Annotated in this window: 15 protein-coding genes; 7 read left to right on the forward strand and 8 right to left on the reverse strand. The window is 72.0% G+C overall.

All coding sequences use genetic code 11. From position 1 onward, the window contains the following. Window positions 1-120: 120 nt before the first annotated feature. The gene (locus tag AB0H64_RS42320; RefSeq protein ID WP_357636882.1) at window positions 121-1,071 is read right to left on the reverse strand and encodes an alpha/beta hydrolase; all 951 of its coding nucleotides are present in this window, start codon (window positions 1,069-1,071) and stop codon (window positions 121-123) included. Between the two features lie 188 nt (window positions 1,072-1,259). Here AB0H64_RS42320 and AB0H64_RS42325 point away from each other — a divergent pair, with 188 nt between their 5' ends. From AB0H64_RS42325 to AB0H64_RS42335, 3 genes are all read left to right on the forward strand, one after another. Continuing rightward, window positions 1,260-2,036, forward strand: coding sequence for a DUF998 domain-containing protein (locus tag AB0H64_RS42325; protein ID WP_357636883.1), 777 nt, complete (start codon window positions 1,260-1,262; stop codon window positions 2,034-2,036). A gap of 62 nt (window positions 2,037-2,098) precedes the next feature. Next, window positions 2,099-4,402, forward strand: coding sequence for a nitrate- and nitrite sensing domain-containing protein (locus AB0H64_RS42330; RefSeq protein ID WP_357636885.1), 2,304 nt, complete (start codon window positions 2,099-2,101; stop codon window positions 4,400-4,402). Continuing rightward, on the forward strand, window positions 4,399-4,773 hold the full coding sequence (locus AB0H64_RS42335) for a DUF742 domain-containing protein (protein WP_357636887.1): 375 nt from the start codon (window positions 4,399-4,401) through the stop codon (window positions 4,771-4,773). Before AB0H64_RS42330 ends, AB0H64_RS42335 begins: the two co-directional genes overlap by 4 nt. Window positions 4,774-4,825: 52 nt before the next feature. Here the strand turns inward: AB0H64_RS42335 and AB0H64_RS42340 are convergent, their stop codons facing one another. Genes AB0H64_RS42340 through AB0H64_RS42355 form a run of 4 tightly spaced genes read right to left on the reverse strand, consistent with a single transcriptional unit; the run spans window position 4,826 to window position 8,310 of the window. Further along, complete coding sequence (locus AB0H64_RS42340) at window positions 4,826-5,398, reverse strand: ATP/GTP-binding protein (protein WP_357636890.1); 573 nt, start codon at window positions 5,396-5,398, stop codon at window positions 4,826-4,828. Next, entirely contained in the window at window positions 5,379-5,753 is a 375-nt protein-coding gene (locus AB0H64_RS42345) for a DUF742 domain-containing protein (protein ID WP_357636893.1), read from the reverse strand. Before AB0H64_RS42345 ends, AB0H64_RS42340 begins: the two co-directional genes overlap by 20 nt. Then, window positions 5,750-6,157, reverse strand: coding sequence for a roadblock/LC7 domain-containing protein (locus tag AB0H64_RS42350; protein ID WP_310707418.1), 408 nt, complete (start codon window positions 6,155-6,157; stop codon window positions 5,750-5,752). Before AB0H64_RS42350 ends, AB0H64_RS42345 begins: the two co-directional genes overlap by 4 nt. Further along, window positions 6,154-8,310 carry a nitrate- and nitrite sensing domain-containing protein gene (locus tag AB0H64_RS42355; RefSeq protein ID WP_357636895.1) on the reverse strand — a complete coding sequence of 719 codons (2,157 nt, stop codon included), beginning with the start codon at window positions 8,308-8,310 and terminating at the stop codon, window positions 6,154-6,156. The genes AB0H64_RS42350 and AB0H64_RS42355 overlap by 4 nt, the downstream gene beginning before the upstream one ends. Before the next feature lie 156 nt (window positions 8,311-8,466). On the opposite strand from AB0H64_RS42355, the gene AB0H64_RS42360 reads away from it, so the two are divergent. Further along, on the forward strand, window positions 8,467-9,267 hold the full coding sequence (locus tag AB0H64_RS42360; protein ID WP_357636897.1) for an SDR family NAD(P)-dependent oxidoreductase: 801 nt from the start codon (window positions 8,467-8,469) through the stop codon (window positions 9,265-9,267). On the opposite strand, the gene AB0H64_RS42365 is transcribed toward AB0H64_RS42360, so the two are convergent. Next, window positions 9,248-11,203: an NAD(P)-binding protein gene (locus AB0H64_RS42365; protein ID WP_357636901.1), complete on the reverse strand. Its 1,956-nt coding sequence runs from the start codon at window positions 11,201-11,203 to the stop codon at window positions 9,248-9,250. The two genes, AB0H64_RS42360 and AB0H64_RS42365, sit on opposite strands and share 20 nt — an antisense overlap. 366 nt (window positions 11,204-11,569) lie before the next feature. On the opposite strand from AB0H64_RS42365, the gene AB0H64_RS42370 reads away from it, so the two are divergent. Then, complete coding sequence (locus AB0H64_RS42370) at window positions 11,570-12,214, forward strand: hypothetical protein (protein WP_357636903.1); 645 nt, start codon at window positions 11,570-11,572, stop codon at window positions 12,212-12,214. 78 nt (window positions 12,215-12,292) lie between these two features. Here AB0H64_RS42370 and AB0H64_RS42375 read toward each other — a convergent pair whose 3' ends face one another. Then, a complete protein-coding gene (locus AB0H64_RS42375; RefSeq protein ID WP_357636905.1) occupies window positions 12,293-14,329 on the reverse strand; it encodes a glycosyltransferase in 2,037 nt (678 codons plus the stop codon). Between the two features lie 94 nt (window positions 14,330-14,423). Then, window positions 14,424-15,554: a UDP-N-acetylglucosamine 2-epimerase (non-hydrolyzing) gene (gene wecB, locus AB0H64_RS42380; protein WP_357636907.1), complete on the reverse strand. Its 1,131-nt coding sequence runs from the start codon at window positions 15,552-15,554 to the stop codon at window positions 14,424-14,426. A gap of 56 nt (window positions 15,555-15,610) precedes the next feature. Between wecB and AB0H64_RS42385 the strand changes: the two genes are divergently transcribed. Then, window positions 15,611-17,278: a glycosyltransferase family 4 protein gene (locus tag AB0H64_RS42385; protein ID WP_357636909.1), complete on the forward strand. Its 1,668-nt coding sequence runs from the start codon at window positions 15,611-15,613 to the stop codon at window positions 17,276-17,278. A 130-nt stretch (window positions 17,279-17,408) separates the two neighbouring features. Then, on the forward strand, window positions 17,409-18,662 hold the full coding sequence (locus AB0H64_RS42390) for a nucleotide sugar dehydrogenase (protein ID WP_357636937.1): 1,254 nt from the start codon (window positions 17,409-17,411) through the stop codon (window positions 18,660-18,662). Window positions 18,663-18,676: the final 14 nt, after the last annotated feature.

Genomic DNA, 18,676 nt, shown 5'->3' on the forward strand with positions numbered 1-18,676 from the left:
GGGCGGGGGGGGCCCGCCGCGCGGGCGGGGCGGGCGCCGCGGCCGCCCGCCGGGCCCCCCCCGCGGCCCCCGGTCATCGGGCTCGGCGGGGGCCGCGGCGCGTGACCCTCCCGGGTGGCGTCAGGCGGTGCCGAGTGCCTTGCGCAGCACGCGGACGGCCTGCTCGACGGCGCCCGTCGAGGCGGCCGTCTTCCTGACGGGGTTGAGCATCATGAAGTCGTGGATGATGCCGTTGTAGCGGACGCACGTCGTCCGCACCCCGGCCGCGATCAGCTTGCGCGCGTACGCCTCCCCCTCGTCGCGCAGCACGTCGTTCTCGTCCACGATCACCAGCGCCTCCGGCAGCCCGGCGAGGTCCTCCAGGCTCGCCCGCAGCGGCGAGGCGGTGATCTCCCCGCGCCTGCCGTGGTCGGGCAGGTACGCGTCCCAGAACCAGGCCATGCCCTTGGCGGTCAGGAACGGCCCGTTGGCGAACTCCCGGTAGCTGCCGGTGTCCTGGGCGGCGTCGGTGACCGGGTAGTAGAGCGACTGGTGGACGAACGTCACGTCGCCGCGCTGCTTGGCCAGGATGGCCAGGGCGGCGGCCATGTTGCCGCCGACGGAGTCGCCCGCGACCGCGAGGCGTGCGGCGTCCAGCCCCTCGGAGCCGCCGTCCCGGGTGATCCAGCGCGCGGTGGCGTACGCCTGCTCGATCGCGACCGGGTACTGCGCCTCGGGGGAGCGCTCGTACTCGACGAAGACGATGGCGGCGTTCGCGCCGACGGCCAGCTCGCGGACGAGCCGGTCGTGCGTCCCGGCGTTGCCGAGGATCCAGCCGCCCCCGTGGACGTACAGGACGGCGGGCAGCGGGCCGCCGGCGCCGGCGGGCTTGACGATGCGGACCCGCACGTCCCCGACCTCGGCCGGCACGGTGATCCACTTCTCGTCGACGTCGGGCTTGTCGATCGGGGCGGCCTGGATGTCGTCGAGGACCTTCCGTGCGCCCTCGGGGCCCAACTCGTACAGGAACGGGGGCTTGGAGGTCGCGTCCGCGATCTCCTGTGCCGCGGGCTCCAGGATGTGCTCACTCATGAGGTACGTCCCTCTCGTCGGGTGTTCGCCTGTGTGTCACGTGAGCCCTCGGGCTGACGTACCCCCGAAACCTGCTCTGACCCCGGCCGGTCCCCGACGGCCCCCTAGGGGACCCCGGGAACGGATCAGGGGCGCGTTCGGGGTGTGGCCTGATGCCCGGGGCCCGGCCGGGGCGGGAGGGTTGGGGCATGACAGCAGTGCAGGACAGGACCCCCGCGACCACGACCCGCGCCACGGCCGCGCCGGAGGGGACGGCGCGGCCGTCGGCCCGGGTCCGGGTCCGGGTCAGGGGGCTCGGCGGAGGGCGGGCGGGGGTCTACGCCCTCGTCGCGTGCCTGTCCATCGCGTTCGCCGTCGTCGCGGTCGTGGCCGGCCAGTTCGGTCCCGACCCGTACCTCGACCCCTTGAACGTGACCATCAGCGAGTACGCCGTGTCCGACCGCGGGGGCGTCACGGAGGTCGCGATGGCCGTCATGGGTCTGGGGTCGCTGGCGCTGCTGGGCGGGCTGCGGGCGGTGGGGGCGCCGGTCCGCGGCACACCCGAGCGGCTGCTGCTGGTGTGGTCGGTGGCGCTGGTGGTCGCGGCGGTGGTGCCGACCACGCCCATCGGCCAGGACCTGACGCTGACCGCGCAGATCCACCGGTATGTGTCGGTGGCGGCGTTCGTGAGCCTGCCCGCGGCGGCGGCGCTCATGGTGCCGAGACTGGCGGCCGACGCGGCGTGGAAGCCGGTGGCGCGGGTGGTGGAGTGGCTGGCGCTCGCCGGGGGGCTGGGGCTGCTGGCGATCACCTACGTGGCGCTGCCCGGCGGACGGGTGATGATCGGGCTGGTGGAGCGGCTGTTGCTGGGCGCCGAGGTGGCGTTGCTGCTGGTCCTGGCCGGGTGGCTGGCCCGGCTGGCCTGGGCCCGGACGATCGGGAAAGCAGCAAATTTCGTGACTTACCACAGATTTATCGCTAGTTGATCTTAAACCCACCCGTATCGGTGCTATTCTCTCCCGCGATCTTCTATCCGGGAGCAGGTACCATGGCATCGGGCAGATCCATAAGATTCAAGATCTCGACACTGCTCGTCATCCCCCTGGTCTCTCTCGTCGCGCTCTGGGCCTTCGCCGCGAGCACCACCATCGGCGAGGCCGTCAACCTCCTCAAGGCCCAGACCCTCTGGACCGGAGTGATCAACTACGCCGACGGTGTGGTCGGCAACCTCCAGCAGGAGCGGCTGGCCTCCGCCGAGCGGCTCGCGGGCGCCGTCACCGACCCCGCCGCGCTGACCGAGGCCCGCGCCAAGGTCGACCGGGTGCGCGCCAAGCTCGTCGAGAACGGCACCGCCGCGAGCACCCAGTCGGCCATGACGCCGGAGATGCGCGACCGGCTGAAGAAGGCGTACCAGGCGATCGAGCGCCTGCCGGAGGTGCGGCGCCAGGTCGACGGCGGCAGGATGACCCCCTCGGCCCTCATCGAGCAGTACGCCGAGATCTCCGACGTCGTCCACCTCATGTACGCCACGTTCACCGTGAGCACCGACGTGGAGCTGGCCCGGCAGAGCCACGGCCTGATCGCCGCCGACGAGGTCCGCGAGCTGCTCAGCCGCGAGAACGCCCTCATCGTGGCCGCGAACGGCAAGCCGTCCATGACGGACCTGCACCTGCTGGCCCGCATCGACGGCGCCCGGCAGAACCTCTTCCCGACGGCCATGGCCAACATGGACGCCGACCTGCGCGCCCGGGTGCAGAAGGTGGCCTCCTCCTCCCGCTTCGCGACGATGGAGCGGGCGCTGGAGTCGTACGTCATGGGCGAGCCCGTCAACATGCAGATGTGGCGCGAGCTGGCCGACCCGGTGCTGAAGGACTACACCCAGGCCATCTGGCGCACCGGTGACGAGCTGTTCGCGCGGATCGAGCCGGCCGGCATCGCGATCATCGTCCGCGCCGCCATCGCGGGCGCGCTCGGGCTGCTCGCCGTCATCTTCTCCCTCGTCGTCTCCATCCGGGCCGGCCGGCGCATCGCCCACGACCTCGGGGCGCTGCGCCGCAGCGCGCTCGACCTGGCGGAGATCAAGCTGCCCGACGTGGTCACCCGGCTGCGCAAGGGCGACAGCGTGGACGTGGACGCCGAGGCGCCGCCCATCACGGTGGCCGACAAGACCACGAGCGAGGTACAGGACCTCGCGGCGGCCTTCGACAGCGTCCAGCGGACCGCCGTCGACGCCGCCGTCGAGCAGGCCAGGCTCCGCCAGGGCGTCTCCGAGGCGCTGCGTAACCTGGCCAGGCGCAGCCAGACGCTGCTCCAGCGCCAGCTCAGGCTGCTCGACGACATGCAGCGCCAGACCGAGGAGCCGGAGGCGCTGGAGAGGCTGTTCAAGCTCGACCACCTCACCACCCGCATGCGCCGCCACGCGGAGGGCCTGGTGCTGCTGTCGGGCGGCTCGGCCGGCCGCCGCTGGCGCGGCACCATCCCGGTCGAGGACGTGCTGAACGGCGCCGCCGCCCAGGTCGAGGAGTACACCCGCGTCCGCGTCTACCCGATGCCCGAGGCCGGCTTCTCCGGCTCGGCGGTGGCGGACCTCATGCACCTGTTCGCCGAGCTGATCGAGAACGCGGCCACGTTCTCCTCCCCCGGCAACGAGGTGTCGGTGCGCGGCGAGATGGTCGGCCGCGGCTTCGCGGTCGAGGTCGAGGACCGGGGCCTCGGCATGGCGCCGGAGCAGCGCGACGCGGTCAACCTGCGGCTGGCGAGCCCGCCCGACTTCGACCCGTCGCAGACCGAGCAGCTCGGCTTCGCCGTGGTCGGCATGCTCGCGGCCCGCCACGGCATCTCGGTGACGCTCAAGCCGTCACCGTACGGCGGGACCACGGCGATCGTGCTCGTCCCGTCGATGCTGGTGGAGATTCTGCCGCCGCCGGCGGACATGCCGGAGTTCGAGCCGGTGTCGGTGCCGATGGCCCGGCACGACACCGACGGGCCCGAGCGGCTCTCCGGGGCCCTGGAAGGCGCCACGGGCGCCACGGGGCCGGGAGCGCTGCCGCGCCGCGTCCGCACGTCCCGCCGCGCCTCGGCGCCGCAGCAGCAGCCTCAGGACTCCGGGCTGCCGCGCCGCGTCCGGCAGACCAACCTGCCGCCCCAGCTCCAGCAGCAGGGCGCCGGCCTGCCCGCCCAGGGCGGTCAGCAGGACTCCGGCCTGCCGTCCCGTACCCGTACGCAGCACCAGCCCGCCCAGTCCGCCGACGAGCGCTCGCCCGAGGAGGCCAGGGCCCTGCTGTCCTCCCTCCAGTCGGGCTGGCGGCGCGGGCGCCAGGACAGCGACCAGGATGGGGGAACTCGATCGTGAGCCGCGAGCCCGAATGGGTGGATGAGGAGGCCGGGCCGGTCGTGCGGCCTTACGCGGTCGCCCGCGGACGCACCAGGTCCTCCGCCCCCGAGATCGACCTGCTGGCGAACGTCGTCGCCAGCGGCCTGCCCGCGCCCGCCAAGGCGGAGCTGAGCGGTCAGCACCGGCGGCTGATCGGCTGCGTCGCCGGGCAGGCCAGGCCGGTGGTCGAGCTCGCCGCGGAGCTCGAACTGCCCGTGGGGGTGGTACGGGTGCTCCTCGGCGACCTGCTGCACTACGGGCTGGTCTCGGTGCGCCCGCCGCTGCCCAAGGGCACGGGGGCGACGGAGAACCTGCTCAGAGAGGTCATCAACGGCCTGCGGGCGCTGTAGGCGCCCGCCAGGGCCGGAAGGGCGCCGCGCCGGGGGGCGGGGCGCCGGGACGCTAGCCTGTCGCGGTCAGGGTCCGCAGGGAGTGCTCCACCAGCGTGACCATGACCTCCTTCGCCGAGGTGCGCCGGCGCACGTCGCACAGCAGCACCGGCACGTCCGGGTCCAGGTCGAGCGCGATCCGCACGTCTTCCACGCTGTGCCGTTCGGCGTCCTCGAAGCAGTTGACGGCCACCACGAACGGCGTGCCGCGCTGCTCGAAGTAGTCCACGGACGGGAAGCAGTCGGTCAGCCGCCGGGTGTCGGCGATGACGACGGCTCCCAGCGCGCCGTAGGACAGCTCGTCCCACATGAACCAGAACCGTTCCTGTCCCGGCGTGCCGAACAGGTAGACGACCAGCCCGTCGCGGATGGTGATGCGGCCGAAGTCCATGGCGACGGTGGTGGTGGTCTTCGCCTCCACGCCGTCGATGTCGTCCACGCCGATCCCGCGCTCGGACAGCACCTCCTCGGTGCGCAGCGGCTTGATCTCGCTGATGGCGCCCACCAGGGTGGTCTTGCCGACGCCGAAGCCCCCCGCGATGAGGATCTTCAGCGCCACGGGGTCGTCAGAGAGCCCGGAGTCCATTGATCACTTCCTTGAGAATGCCCTCGCTCGGACGCGGCCTGGCCGCTGAGGGGGCTGTCACCGAGATGAGGCCGTTGTCACGCAGATCGCCGAGCAGCACCCGCACGACCCCGATGGGCAGGTCGAGCTCGACGGCCACGTCGGCCACCGAGATGGGGTCGCGCGCCGCCCGCAGGATGAGCCGCTGCTCCGGCCCCAGGTCGTCGGCCACCTCGCCGGAGGGCTCTCCGACGACGCTCACGGTGGCGATGAGATCGAAGGCGTCCCCCGACGACCTGGTCCTGCCGCGGATGAGCGCGTAGGGCCGGACGATCGGCCCCGCCGCCTCGTCCAGCCATTGGGGGGTCTCCGTCATGGCGCCGTCGCTCGCGGGTTGGTCGAGATGTGCTGGCCCACCCGCTTGACCAGCATCGCCATCTCGTAGGCGATGTGCCCGACGTCGACGTTCGCCTCGGCCAGCACGGCCAGGCAGGTGCCCTTGCCCGCCGCGGTCACGAAGAGGAACGCCGACTCCATCTCGACGATGGTCTGGCGGACGTCCCCGCCTCCGAAGTGGCGTCCGGTGCCGCGGGCGAGGCTCTGGAACCCGGCCGCCACGGCGGACAGGTGCTCGGCGTCCTCCCGGCTCAGGCCCTTGGAGTAGCCCACCGCGAGGCCGTCGGTCGACAGGATCACCGCCTGCCGGACCGCGGCGACCCTGGTCGTCAGGTCGTCGAGCAGCCAGTTCAGTTCACCGGTGTTGGTCGTGGGCGCGCTCATGCCTCCCCCTCCTCTGTTGCTTCTTCTCGGGCGCGTTGGGTTCCCCGTTGGAACGCGGAGAACAGATCGCGTACCTCGTCGGGAGAGCGTTCCGTCTTCTGCTCCGGCTCCGGCTCCGGCGGGGGATCCGGCCGGAGCTGGGGTGCCAGGTTGGCCTGCCGGACCCGCGTGGGCAGGCCGGCATGGGTCCCGCCGCTCACCACGGCGAGGGCCTTCTTCTTCCTCGTACGGCTGGGCAGCTTGGTGGCGGTGCCCTGGCCGCTGCCGCCCGTGTCCTTGCCCGTCTCGCGGGCCGCTTCACGGTCGTCGTCGCCGGCCGTCAGCGCCGCCTGCTCGCTGACCAGCGTGCGCGGCACCAGGACGATCGCCGTGGTGCCGCCGAAGGGCGAGCGGCGCATCAGCACCTGGATGCCGTGCCGCTCGGCCAGCTTGCCGACCACGAACAGGCCGAGCCTGTCGCTGTCGGCCAGGTCGAACTCCGGCGGCCGGGCCAGCCGCGCGTTGACCGCGGCGTACTCGGTCTGCGAGAGCCCGAGGCCCCTGTCCTCCACCTCGATCGCGTACCCGTTGCTCACCAGGTCGCCGCGGATGTGGACGGCGGTGTCGGGCGGCGAGTACAGGGTGGCGTTCTCGACCAGCTCGGCCACGAGGTGGGTCAGGTCGGCCGCGGTGCCGCCGTCGATGGCGCTGGCCGGCATGGCGTCGACCGTGACCCGGGTGTACTCCTCGACCTCGGCGACGGCGGCCCGCACGATGTCGAGCACGGACACCGGCTTGCGCCAGGCCCGGCCGGGCGCGGCGCCGGACAGGATGATGAGGCTCTCGGCGTGCCGCCGCATGCGGGTGGTGAGGTGGTCGACGCGGAAGAGCTCTTCCAGGCGGTCGGGGTCGTGGGTGCGGCGCTGCATGCTGTCGAGCAGCGAGAGCTGGCGGTGCAGCAGGCCCTGCTTGCGCCGGGCGAGGTTGAGGAAGACCTGGCTCACGCCGCGGCGCAGCTCCGCCTGCCCCACGGCGGCCCGTACGGCGGTGGACTGCACGGAGGCGAACGCGTGGGCCACGTCGGTGATCTCGGCGGAGCCGCTGACCTTGAGCGGCTTGACCTCCTTGGCCGCGTCCACGGCCTCGCCGCGGCGCAGGCGCTCGACGAGCGCGGGCAGCCGCTCGTCCGACAGCTCGACCGCGGCGGCGCGCAGCCCGGACAGCTCGGCGCCCAGCCGGCGGCCGAGGCGCACGGAGATGATGATCGAGGCGAGGACGGCGATCAGGCCGAGGACGCCGGCGACGGCGATGCGGAGGAGGATGACCGTGGCGGCGCCGGTGGCGCGCTCGGCGAGGACGGCGGTGGAGTCGGCGTTGATCCGGTCGAGCTGGGTCATCACCTGGCCGGCGGCGGCGTTCCAGGCGTCGCCGTCGGGGGGCGGCGCGCCGGTGGTGACGACGCGCGTCTCCATCCGGGCGAAGTCGCGGAAGGTCTGGTCGCCGAACACCTTCTCGTACGGCCCGCGCAGCGCGACGTCGAGCCCGGCCATGCCGCGGGCGTGCAGGAACTTGCGGGCGGCGGCGTACTCGATGAACGCGGCGGCCTCGGGGTCGGTGAGCTGCCCGTCGATGAGGGCGCCGCTGATCAGGGCGTGTTCCCGGGCGATGACCTCGCGGGCGTTGCCCATCGCCTGCATGGCCGTGGCCGTCTGGAAGAGGGGGAGGTCGGGCACGGAGACCATGTGGTCGTAGAAGCGGAAGAGCGCGTCGAGGACGGCGTTGTAGGCGTCGATGCCCATGAGGCGGGAGCTGAGGCCGGCGTCGATGTCGGCGCGGATGGAGCCGAGCCGGGACAGGGCGCGGTCGAGTCCGTCGATGGGGCCGCGCAGCTCGCCGTCGATGGCGTCGCCGGCCTCGACGGTGGAGCGGCGGAAGTCGGCGACGGCCTTGTCGGTGCGGGCTCGCTGGGCGCCGAGGTCCTGGGTGAGCTTACGGGTGGTGACGGCCACGGCGGAGCGCGCGCGCTCGGCCTGGAGCTGAAGGCCCAGCTCGGTCGAGGTGAGGCCGACCGTCTGGTACACGGTGTTGCTCCGCAGGAGGGCCTGGCCGTCGCCCACGGTGAGGTTCAGTGCGAACCCCCAGAGCGCGCTCAGAGACAGGAGGGGTAGCAGCAACAATAAGAAGATCTTGAACCGAATTGACCGGTTACGCGAGCCCATGTCCCAACCTCGGAGTCGAGGGGCATTTCCACCTTTTGTGTAAATACACCTCCGGAAGATCGCACAGGAGACTAGCACCGTTTAAGGTTCCGGCGCAGTGGGAGGAACAGGATGATTAGCGTGATTACTGGTGCAAGCTCCGGGATCGGGGCCGCCGCGGCGGCCGGGCTTTCCCGCCGGGGGCACCGGGTGGTGCTCGTCGGCCGCGACCGGCGGCGGCTCGACGAGGTGGCAGGCGGACTGCCAGGCCCCAAGGCCGACGTGCTGACGTGCGACTACACCTCGCTCGACGACGTGCGGGCGCTGGCGGACCGGCTCGCCGAGCGCTACGAGCGCATCGCGGTGCTCGCCAACAACGCCGGGGTGATGAGCACGGAGCGGAAGGTGACCCCCGACGGGCACGAGCTCATGGTTCAGGTCAACCACCTGGCCCCCTTCGTGCTGACCCGGGCGCTGACGGACCGGGTGGACCGGGTGGTGACCACCTCGTCGCGGGCCGGCAGGGCCGGCCGGCTCGACCCCTCGGACCTGTCGCGGGAGCGGCGGCGGTGGAACGGCTGGCTCCAGTACGGCGACACCAAGCAGGCCAACGCGCTGTTCACGGTCGCGCTGGCGGCGCGCGGAGTGGCGGCGACCTGCTTCCACCTGGGCGTGATCCGCACCGGGTTCGCCTCCGGCTCGCTGCTCATGAGGATCTTCCTTGCCCTGCCGGGATACGCCAAACCACCGGAGCACGGCGCGCGGTCCCTCGTCCACCTCGCCACGCACCCCGACGGGACGGAGCGCGCGGGCCGCTACTTCGCCGGCGAGGCGCCCCGGCGGGTGCCTGCCGCCATGGCCGACCCGGCCCTGGCCGAGCGCCTCTGGGAGGCGAGCCTGACGGCCGTGGGGGTCAGCGGGACAGTTCGCTGACCGCCCGGTGGGCGGCGGTCACCGCGGCGTCGAACCCCGCGCCCGGCACCGCGTCGGCGTTCGCGATCGCGATCCGCCCGAACGGCCGCCGGGCGGCCTCGGCCGGGAACGGCCCGTCCGGGTAGAAGTCGTGCCACGGCCGGCGGTACTCGGGCGCGTACCCGTGCCCCCACCGGTTGACCGTGACCGCCTCGATGTCGGCGGCCGGGTCGAACCCGTGCGGCTCCAGCAGCCGGGTGAGCTGATCCCGCACGGTGTACTCCAGATGCTCGTACGAGGTCTTCAGCAATGCCTGACGGCCCGCGGCGGCCCCGCGGACGGGCCCGAGCTCCGAGCGGCACGGCGCGGCCACCAGATGCGCCAGGATCGGCTCTGAGGGGTCCTTGGGGCACTGGTAGCCGGGAGTGCTCACCGGCCTCCCCAGCTCCGTCTGACACCAGTACGCGCCCGTCCAGCGGACCGCCCGCAGCCCCGCCGCGTGCCACGCCCGCCAGTCGCGCAGCCGTACGGTGGCGTGCAGCACGGGCGTCTTGACCGCGGCCCGCAGCGCGCGCAGCTGGTCCTCGGGCAGCTCGGGCACGAGGTACGGGACGACGGTGTGCCAGCAGGCGAGCACCACGGCCCCCGCGCTCACGGTCCTCAGCCGGTAGCCGTCGAAGTAGCCGACGGTCGCCGAGGAGGCCGCCTCCGCATGGTCGCCGTCGTTGCGCACCGAGACCACCGGGCTGGACAGCCGGAAGCGCACCCGGTTGCCGGGCCGGTCCAGCCGGCCGTAGTCGTAGGAGGCCGCCGTGACGCCGTCCGCGGTCGTGGACCCCGCGAAGCCGGGGATCATCCGGCCCACCAGCATCCGCACCAGCGCCTGGTTTCCCTCGGGGAAGCGGACCGGGGCCCCCGCGTCCCACTCCTTGCGGACCGTGGGCGAGTTGAACCGCGACGGCTTGCCCCTGCCGAGCCCGAGCCCCTGGAAGCCCGGATACTCCCAGTGACGGGCGGTGCCCCAGGCGTCGATCGCGCCGAAGGACTCGGCCCCGTACCCCCACCGGGCGCTCGGCATCGTGCGGCAGAACCGCTCCACGTCCGGGTGGACCCCGCACACCTCCAGCAGGAACGCCGAGTACGTCAGCTCCGCCAGCCGCCCCTCCTTCTCCTCCCGCGACAGGCCCGCGAACCAGTCGGGCGGGTCGGTGTAGAGCATGACCAGGTCCTGGCGGGCCCGCTCGTCGATCGGCAGGCGGCCCACCCACTCCTCGGCCGCCACGCCGGCCTCGAACCGCACCAGCCGGTCGCGCCCGAACGTCTCCTTGTCGCACATCACGCCCCTGCGCAGCCCGAGACCCGGGTAGAGCGACCGGTCGGTGTAGCCGGAGAGCGTGTCCGGCTCGACGCCGAGGAGCGCGAGCAGCTCCTTGCCCTCGGGCGTCCACGCCTCGGGGGACCCGAGGGACGGCGAGCCGCCCGGCCCGATCAGCGGCCCCGGCCGCCCGCCGCCCCGGAACTCGTTGCGCCGCGCGTGCCCGCCGATCTCGTCGTGGTTGTCGAGGACGAGCACCCGGGCGCCGGGGTCGCGCCGCAGCCACTCATGGGCCGCGGCCACCCCGCTGACGCCGCCGCCCACGACCACCAGGTCGTAGCTCTCACCCGTGGGGTGGGGCGCGCCCGCGTGCTCCCAGAAGCGGCCGTCGCGCAGCGCGTGCGGCACGCTGAGCGCGTCGGGGTCGTCTCCTCTCAGCCCGGTGAGCGCCGGCGGGTAGGGGACCTCCTCGGGCCCTTCCGGGCCGCCCCCGCCGTGCCCGCCGCGCAGGAGCGGGATCCCGGTGACCGCGCCCACCGCCGCCGCGCCCGCGGTCACGGCGACTCCGTCGAAGAAGTCGCGGCGCGAAATCAGCCGGTCCATCCCGAGGTCGCGCGCACGGCGCGGGTCGATGTCGCCCATGTGCTGGATGATGATGACGCCGGGCAAATGCGGCACTACGCCGCGCAGCGCTCCGAGAAACATTTTGCGCGACCTGTCACGGTGAATTGCCGCTTTGCGGGGTGTGCACCCGTTCCGGCACGGTGACGGGAGGAGGCTCCGGTCGTCGCTGGTGGCGACCGTACGGTGACTCCCCCCGACGGGAACTCGACGGGAACTCGCCCCGGAATGGGGGTGAATGCATATGGCCGCCATGAAACCGCGCGATTCCGTGAATAGCGCTGTTGCCCAGCCCGGCCCGAGTCCTTTCCTCTAGCGTTCGGAAATATGCTGGGAGAGTCGAATCGTCAGTCCACCTTCAAGGTGTTCTCAGGGATATGCGCGGGCGTGACGCTCGTGGCGGGATGCGCCGCGGGGGAGAGCGCCGGGGCGTCCGGGTCCAACCCGGCGCGGGTCGCCGCCGCCACCGCCGAGGCGGGCAGGCTCCGCGCCATCCTGCTGCCGCCGCCGCAGGGCATGCGGGTCGTCCACGGGCCCGAGACCGGGTTCTTCGGCGCCCTGGAGTCGACCCGCAAGGGGCTGGCCGCGGTCCGTGCCGCGAGCGCGGACCGGCCGGAGTGCGCCAAGGCGGCGCAGCTCGACGCCACCGAGCCGACCGTGGCGAGCGCACCCGCCGCGGTCGTCGCGTTCGCCTCCGACAAGGGCTCGATCACCGAGGCCGTCGTGTCGATGCCCACGCCCGGGTTCCCGGCGCCGCTGCCGAAGCAGTGCACCTCCTACACGGCGGCCGTCAACGGCACGAAGGTGACCTACCGCACGCGCGAGCTGTCCATGCCGCGGCGCGGCGACCAGTCGCGCGCCTACCTCACCACCGCCGCGGGCGGGGGTCAGGACGTCCAGGTGGGCACCGTGCTGGTCCGCCGGGGCAAGGCCGTCATGAGCCTGCTCGTGGTGGGCGACAAGGTCAAACGCAAGGGCCTGTACGAGCTCGGCCGGCTCGCCGACGAACGTCTGGCGAAACTGCACGGCTGAGCCGCCAGCCGGCCCCCGCCACCGCACGGCCGGGGCCGGCCGCGCGGCTCCGGGCTTCGGCTTCGGACGGGCGCGGCGTCAGATGAGGACGTGGTCGTCCGGGCGGCCGACGAAGGAGAACTGGGCGTTGCGGGTCAGCTTGATGTGGTCGGCCTGCCAGGTGTGCATGCTCGCGTCGGCGCTGCGCCAGTAGACGAAGTTGAACCGGTCGGCCGAGTAGATCTTGACGCGGTCCTCCTTCAGCCGCCGCACGAGGTGGGTGTCCTCGCCCCGCGTGATGTCGGCGAAGCCGTACGAGCGGAACATGTCCGCCTTGCCGAGGAACGTGCCGCCCTGCACGAGGAACGAATAGCGGTGCTCCAGGCCGGGCAGGCGCAGCATGGTGGTGTTGCTGCCCTCGAAGTAGGAGTAGTGGGCGCCCTTGCCGGTCAGCTCGGCGTCGGTGTAGTCGAAGGCGCGCACCAGGTCCGACAGGTAGTGCTCCCCGTACAGGTTGTCGTCGTCCATCTTGGCGATCAGCTCGCCCTCGGCGGCGGCGATGCCGAGGTTCATGCAGGCGCCGAGCGACAGCTCGGGCGCCGCCGGCAGGACCACGACGTCGGTGATGCCCGCCATGCGCGCCTTGTCCGCCACCACGACCGGGTCGATGTCGAGGCCGTGCAGGACCATGACGAGCTGGAGCGGCCGGTGGATCTGTCGGGCCACCGACGAGATGGCGTGCTCGATCTGCGCGGCGCGGTTGGTCGGCAGCACCACCGAGATCGACCGCGACCGCGACGGCACCGGCCGGCCGAGGAAGCCCAGGATCTGGTCCACCCGGTGCGAGAACAGGTGCTTGTCGAACACCTCCCGCATGGCCAGGTGCCCCATCCGGGCGCGCAGCTCGGGGCTGTTGATCAGGTGCAGCACCTGGTTGTACGACTCGATCGGCTCACGGGCGATGGGCACCAGGTCGCCGAAGGTCTCCTCGATGGCCCGTGACCAGCCGGAGACGACCGGGGTGGAGCAGGCCGACAGCTCGAAGACGCGGCGCGCGCACATGGTCGGCGAGTCCAGCACGGAGTTGACGTTGAGGAAGACCTTGTACATCCGGTACGCGGCGAGCATCCGGTCGTAGGGCAGTTCGCCGACGATGTGCGGCCGGTACTTCTCCGGCCAGGCGTACTTCTCGTCCACCTCGCCGTTGCGGGCGAAGATGTGCAGGCCCAGCTCGCGGACCGGGTCGAGCACGACCTCCATCTGCTCGCGCCGCTCGGGGTGCTTGTCGCGGAAGTACATGCCGGCGAAGACCACGTCGTGCAGCCGCCCCTCCTTCTGCTGGACGGGGTTGTGCACGCGCGGCTGGGCGGCGAACTGAAGGACGTCCACCCGGTCGTGGCCGAGCACCTCGCGGTACTTCGGCACCATGTCGCCGTCACAGGTGAAGACGTAGTCGAACAGCTTGGCCGTGTCGATGAAGAAGTCGAAGTTGGGCGGGTCCTCCTTGTTCCAGAAGACCGTGGGGATGCCCTCCGCCCTGCACCAGGCCACGAGGTCGCGCAGCGGCTCCTTGGGCGCGTTGGTGCCGGTCATCTGGTAGCGCCAGCGGCCCTGGTTGCCGTGCCAGGCCGACTCGCAGAACAGCACGTCGGGCCGCTTCTCGGCGAAGATCTCCGGCCAGTCCTTGAGCCCGAACTCGATCTGGTCCCACTCGTAGCGGAACGCCATCCGGGAGAAGTCGTCCAGGATGACCGCGACCTTCAGGTCGGGCCGGTTGACGGGGCCGGAGGGCCACTTGACGGCGGGCACGTCGACGAGCGGCGGCCGGTGGTTGGCGGTCTCGATCGCCTCGCTGACCGGGACGGGCGGCTTGGGGGCGCGGTCCTTGGACCTGACCGCCTCCAGCACCTTGCCGGGCCGCTTGGTCCCGATCGCCTCGCCCAGCTTGAACGTCCGCTTGGCCTGGGTGGCCTCCAGCTTCCACGTGGCGTAGGCGGCCTTGGCCTCGGCGATCTCCAGGCGCCGGCGCAGCTCCCTCAGCTCGGTCTCGTAGCGCTCGACGAGCTTGCGCTCCTCCGGGAGCCAGTTGACGGGGCCGAGCCGCTGGAAGGTGGGCTCTTCGGGAGTTTCGGCCATGGGGATGCTCGCCTATCGCTAGCGGAGAGATGTCATGGTACGCGGAGCGTGGGGGAGCGCGCCGGTGAAACGGCCAATAGCCGTACGAAAGGGTCTATTCCGACCGGATGCCCTGGGAGGCCGGCGAGAGGTTGTCGCCCTTGAGCCACGCCGAGATCACCCGGGCGATGCGCGGCCCGGCGGCGCCGTCCCACAGCGGGGGCAGCTCCCCCGACGGCGTCGAGGCGCCGTCGGCCAGCGCCTTCTCCGCGGCGGCCGGCAGCAGAGCCGGCGTGACCAGCCGGTTGGTGCCGTGGGTGATCGTGACCGGCCGCTCGGTGTTCGGCCGCACGGTCAGGCACGGCACGCCCAGCATGGTGGTCTCCTCCTGCACGCCGCCCGAGTCGGTGACCACCAGCGCGGCCCCGCGTACGAGGGAGAGGAAGTCCACGTAGCCGAGCGGGTCCACGACCTGGACCGACGGGCCGTCCACGAGCCCGGCCTCCGCCAGCCGGGTGCGCCCCCTCGGGTGGATCGGCACGACGATCGGGATCTGCCGCGAGACCTCCAGCACCGCCGAGACCAGCTCGGCCGCCGCCTCCGGGGTGTCGACGTTGGCGGGGCGGTGCAGCGTCGCCACCGCGTAGCGCTCGGGCACGCCCAGCCGCGCCACCACGGGCGCCGGGTCCAGCGACGGCAGCGCCGCGAACAGGCTGTCGATCATGGGGTTGCCCACCAGGTGCACCTTCGAGGCCGGCACGCCCTCGGCCGCCAGGTACGCCAGCGCCTCGGGGGAGGTGGCGAACAGCAGGTCCGACAGGGAGTCGGTGACGACCCGGTTGACCTCCTCCGGCATCCCGCGGTCGAACGAGCGCAGCCCCGCCTCCACGTGCGCGGTCCGGACGCCGAGCTTGGCGCAGACGAGGATCGCGGCCAGCGTGGAGTTGACGTCGCCGTAGACCACGACCAGGTCCGGCGCGTGCTCCAGCACGACCTCCTCCAGGCCGACGAGCAGGGCCGCGGTCTGCTTGGCGTGGGTGCCGGAGCCGACAGCCAGGTTGGCCAGCGGCTCGGGCAGCCCGAGGTCGGCGAAGAACACGTCGGACATCAGCGCGTCGTAGTGCTGACCTGTGTGGACGATGCCCTGCCGCACGCCGAGTTCGCCGAGCGCTCTGACCACCGGGGCCGCTTTCACGAAGTTGGGCCGGGCGCCCAGGACGTGCAGGACCAGGGGGTTCTCCCTCATTGACCTCGCCTTTCGGTGCGGAAGGGAAAAAACGCTGCCTATGGTACGGTCACCGCGTGGTATCCGACGCCAGTCGACCAGACTCCTCCCAGGTTTCCGCCAAGTCCGCGCGTGCCGGTGTCGGTGGGCTGCTGAAGGGCTTCGTCCAGCACCCGATCCTCGTCTCCAGGGTCGTCTACACCAAGGTCAAGTCCGACCCGGTGCGGGTCGCGCAGGCCGCCGCCGAAGCCCTCCCGCCGAGCCTTCGCCCCGTCGTCGGCAAGGTGGCCTGGCCCGCCGCCCGCCGTGCCCGCCGGGCCGTGCGCAAGTTCGGCATGCGGGTCATCAGGGCGCCGTGGGACGAGGCCAAGGAGCACTGGAACGCCGGCCGGGTCAGCATGGCCGCGCAGGTGCTCGAAGCCCACACCAAGTACCCCTTCGTCAAGCGCCGGGCCTCCTACTACCGGGGTGAGCTGGCCGCCATCAGCCCCGGCCCCATCCCGCCCGGCGCCAAGGTGTCCGTCGGCGAGCGCGTCGAGGGCCGGGTGCTGCACTGCGTCACCAACGCCCTGCCGTACACGCAGGCGGGTTACACCGTCCGCACCCACCGCATCGTCACCGCCCAGCAGGCGGCGGGGCTCGACCCGCACGTGGTGACGAGCTGGGGCTGGCCGATGTTCCAGGGCCACGCCGACGCCACGCCGTACGAGGAGATCGACGGCATCCCGTACCACCGGCTGCTGCCGGACGGGCACGGCGAGATGCCGTTCGAGATGCGCGGCCGGATGGTGCGCGGCGCCGACGCGGTCACCGACCTGGTCAAGGAGCTGCGCCCGCAGCTCCTGCACGCCGCCACCGACCACCGCAACGGCTCGGTGGCCCACGCCGTGCGCGACCGCACCGGCACCCCGTACGTCTACGAGGTGCGCGGCTTCCTGGAGGAGACCTGGGCCTCCCGCGACCCGATCCGCGTCGGCAGCGAGCGGCACGTGCTCCAGCGCGAGCGTGAGGCGTTCCTCATGCGCGAGGCCGACGCCGTCGTCACGCTGGCCGAGACGATGGCCGCGGAGATCGTCGAGCGCGGCGTGCCGAGGGAGCGGATCTTCCTGGCCCCCAACGCGGTGGACGACTCGCTCCTGAGCACCCACTACGACGGCGCGTCCTTCCGCAGGAGCATGGGCATCGGCGACGACGAGATCGTGGTCGGCTCGGTGTCGAGCATCGTGGCCTACGAGGGCTTCGCCACCCTGCTGCGGGCCGCGGCGCTGCTGCGCGACCAGGGCGCGCCGGTGCGCGTGCTCATCGTCGGCGACGGCGCCGAGCGCCCCAACCTGCTGGAGCTCGTCGAGGAGCTCTCGCTGACCAGCGCGATCCTGCCGGGCCGGGTCGGCCCTGACGAGGCGCTCCAGGCCCAGGAGGCCATCGACATCTTCGCCTGCCCGCGCGAGGACCTGCGCGTGTGCCGTCTCGTGACGCCGCTCAAGCCGGTCGAGGCGATGGCCCTCGGCAAGCCGGTCGTCCTCAGCGACCTGCCCGCGCTGTCGGAGCTGGTCGGCTCCGAGGGCGCGGGGATGCTCGTGCCCCCCGGCGATCCGGCGGAGCTGGCCAAGGCCATCGCCGGGCTCAGGGACGATCCGGCCAGGCGCGCGGAGATGGGCGAGGCCGGTCGCGCCGAGGTCGCGGCCAAGCGGACCTGGGGCCGCGTGGCCGAGACCTACCGCGACCTTTACCGGTCGCTCACCTGATGATGCCCTCCGGATTGCCTGTCTGTTACGACAGGTTCAGCGGCATTAGGCGTGAGCTAGGTGGACTTGAGATAACCTTTGCGACCATGAAGTGTTGTTTCCGTCTTTCCAAGGCACCGCTGTGACAGAAATAGACTTGTCTGTCATCGGCCTGGGGTACGTCGGCATGCCGCTCGCCAAGGAGGCGGTGGCCGCCGGACTGAAGGTCGTCGGCGTCGACGTCGACCCCGCCAAGGTCGACGCGCTCAACGCCGGACGGTCCTACATCGACGACCTGTCCGACGCCGACCTCGAGCACATGCTGGCCAACGGCTTCAGCGCCACGCTCGACGAGTCCGTCCTGGCCAGGAGCAACACGATCGTCATCTGTGTGCCGACTCCGCTGGACGAGGACCACCGTCCCGACCTGTCCGCGGTCGAGGGCGCCACCAAAACCGTCGCGCGCAACCTGAGCAAGGGCACGCTGGTCGTCCTGGAGTCCACCACCTGGCCGGGCACCACCGACGAGGTGGCCCGCCCGCTGCTGGAGACCTCCGGCCTGGTCGCCGGCGAGGACTTCCACCTGGCGTTCTCGCCCGAGCGCATCGACCCGGGCAACCCCAAGTTCGGCCTGCGCAACACCCCGAAGGTCGTCGGCGGCTACACGCCCACCTGCCGCGACCGGGCGACCTCCTTCTACGGCCGCTTCATCGAGCAGGTCGTGCCGGTCAGCGGCACCCGCGAGGCCGAGATGGCCAAGCTGCTGGAGAACACCTACCGGCACGTCAACATCGCCCTCGTCAACGAGATGGCGATCTTCTGCGACGAGCTGGGCATCGACCTGTGGGAGTCGATCGAGGCCGCGGCCACCAAGCCGTTCGGCTTCCAGAAGTTCCTGCCCGGGCCCGGCGTGGGCGGCCACTGCATCCCCGTCGACCCGTCGTACCTGTCGTACACCGTGCGCAAGCTCGGGTACCCGTTCCGGTTCGTCGAGCTGGCGCAGGAGATCAACGAGCGGATGCCGTCGTACGTGGTCGCACGAGTACAGCGACTGCTGAACCGGCATAAGAAGCCCGTGAACGGCGCCAAAGTGGTTATGCTCGGCGTCACCTACAAACCGGACATCGCCGACGAACGCGAGACCCCTGCCCTCCCCGTGGCCCGCGCGCTGCTGGAACTGGGCGCCGATCTCTCGTTCGTGGACCCGTATGTCAAGGAATGGTCGGTCGACGGCACACCCGTGCCGCGCGAAGAGGATCTGGCCGAGGCCGTGGTCGGCGCCGACGTGACGCTGCTGCTCCAGCAGCACGCCGCGTTCGACCTCGACATGGTCGAGGCGAAGGCCAGGCTCGTTCTCGACACCCGCGGCGTGCTCGCCGAGGGTGAACGCGTCGAGCGGCTGTAGCGACGGAGGGTTGC

The organism is Nonomuraea sp. NPDC050733 (assembly GCF_040654215.1).
Classification (GTDB): domain Bacteria; phylum Actinomycetota; class Actinomycetes; order Streptosporangiales; family Streptosporangiaceae; genus Nonomuraea.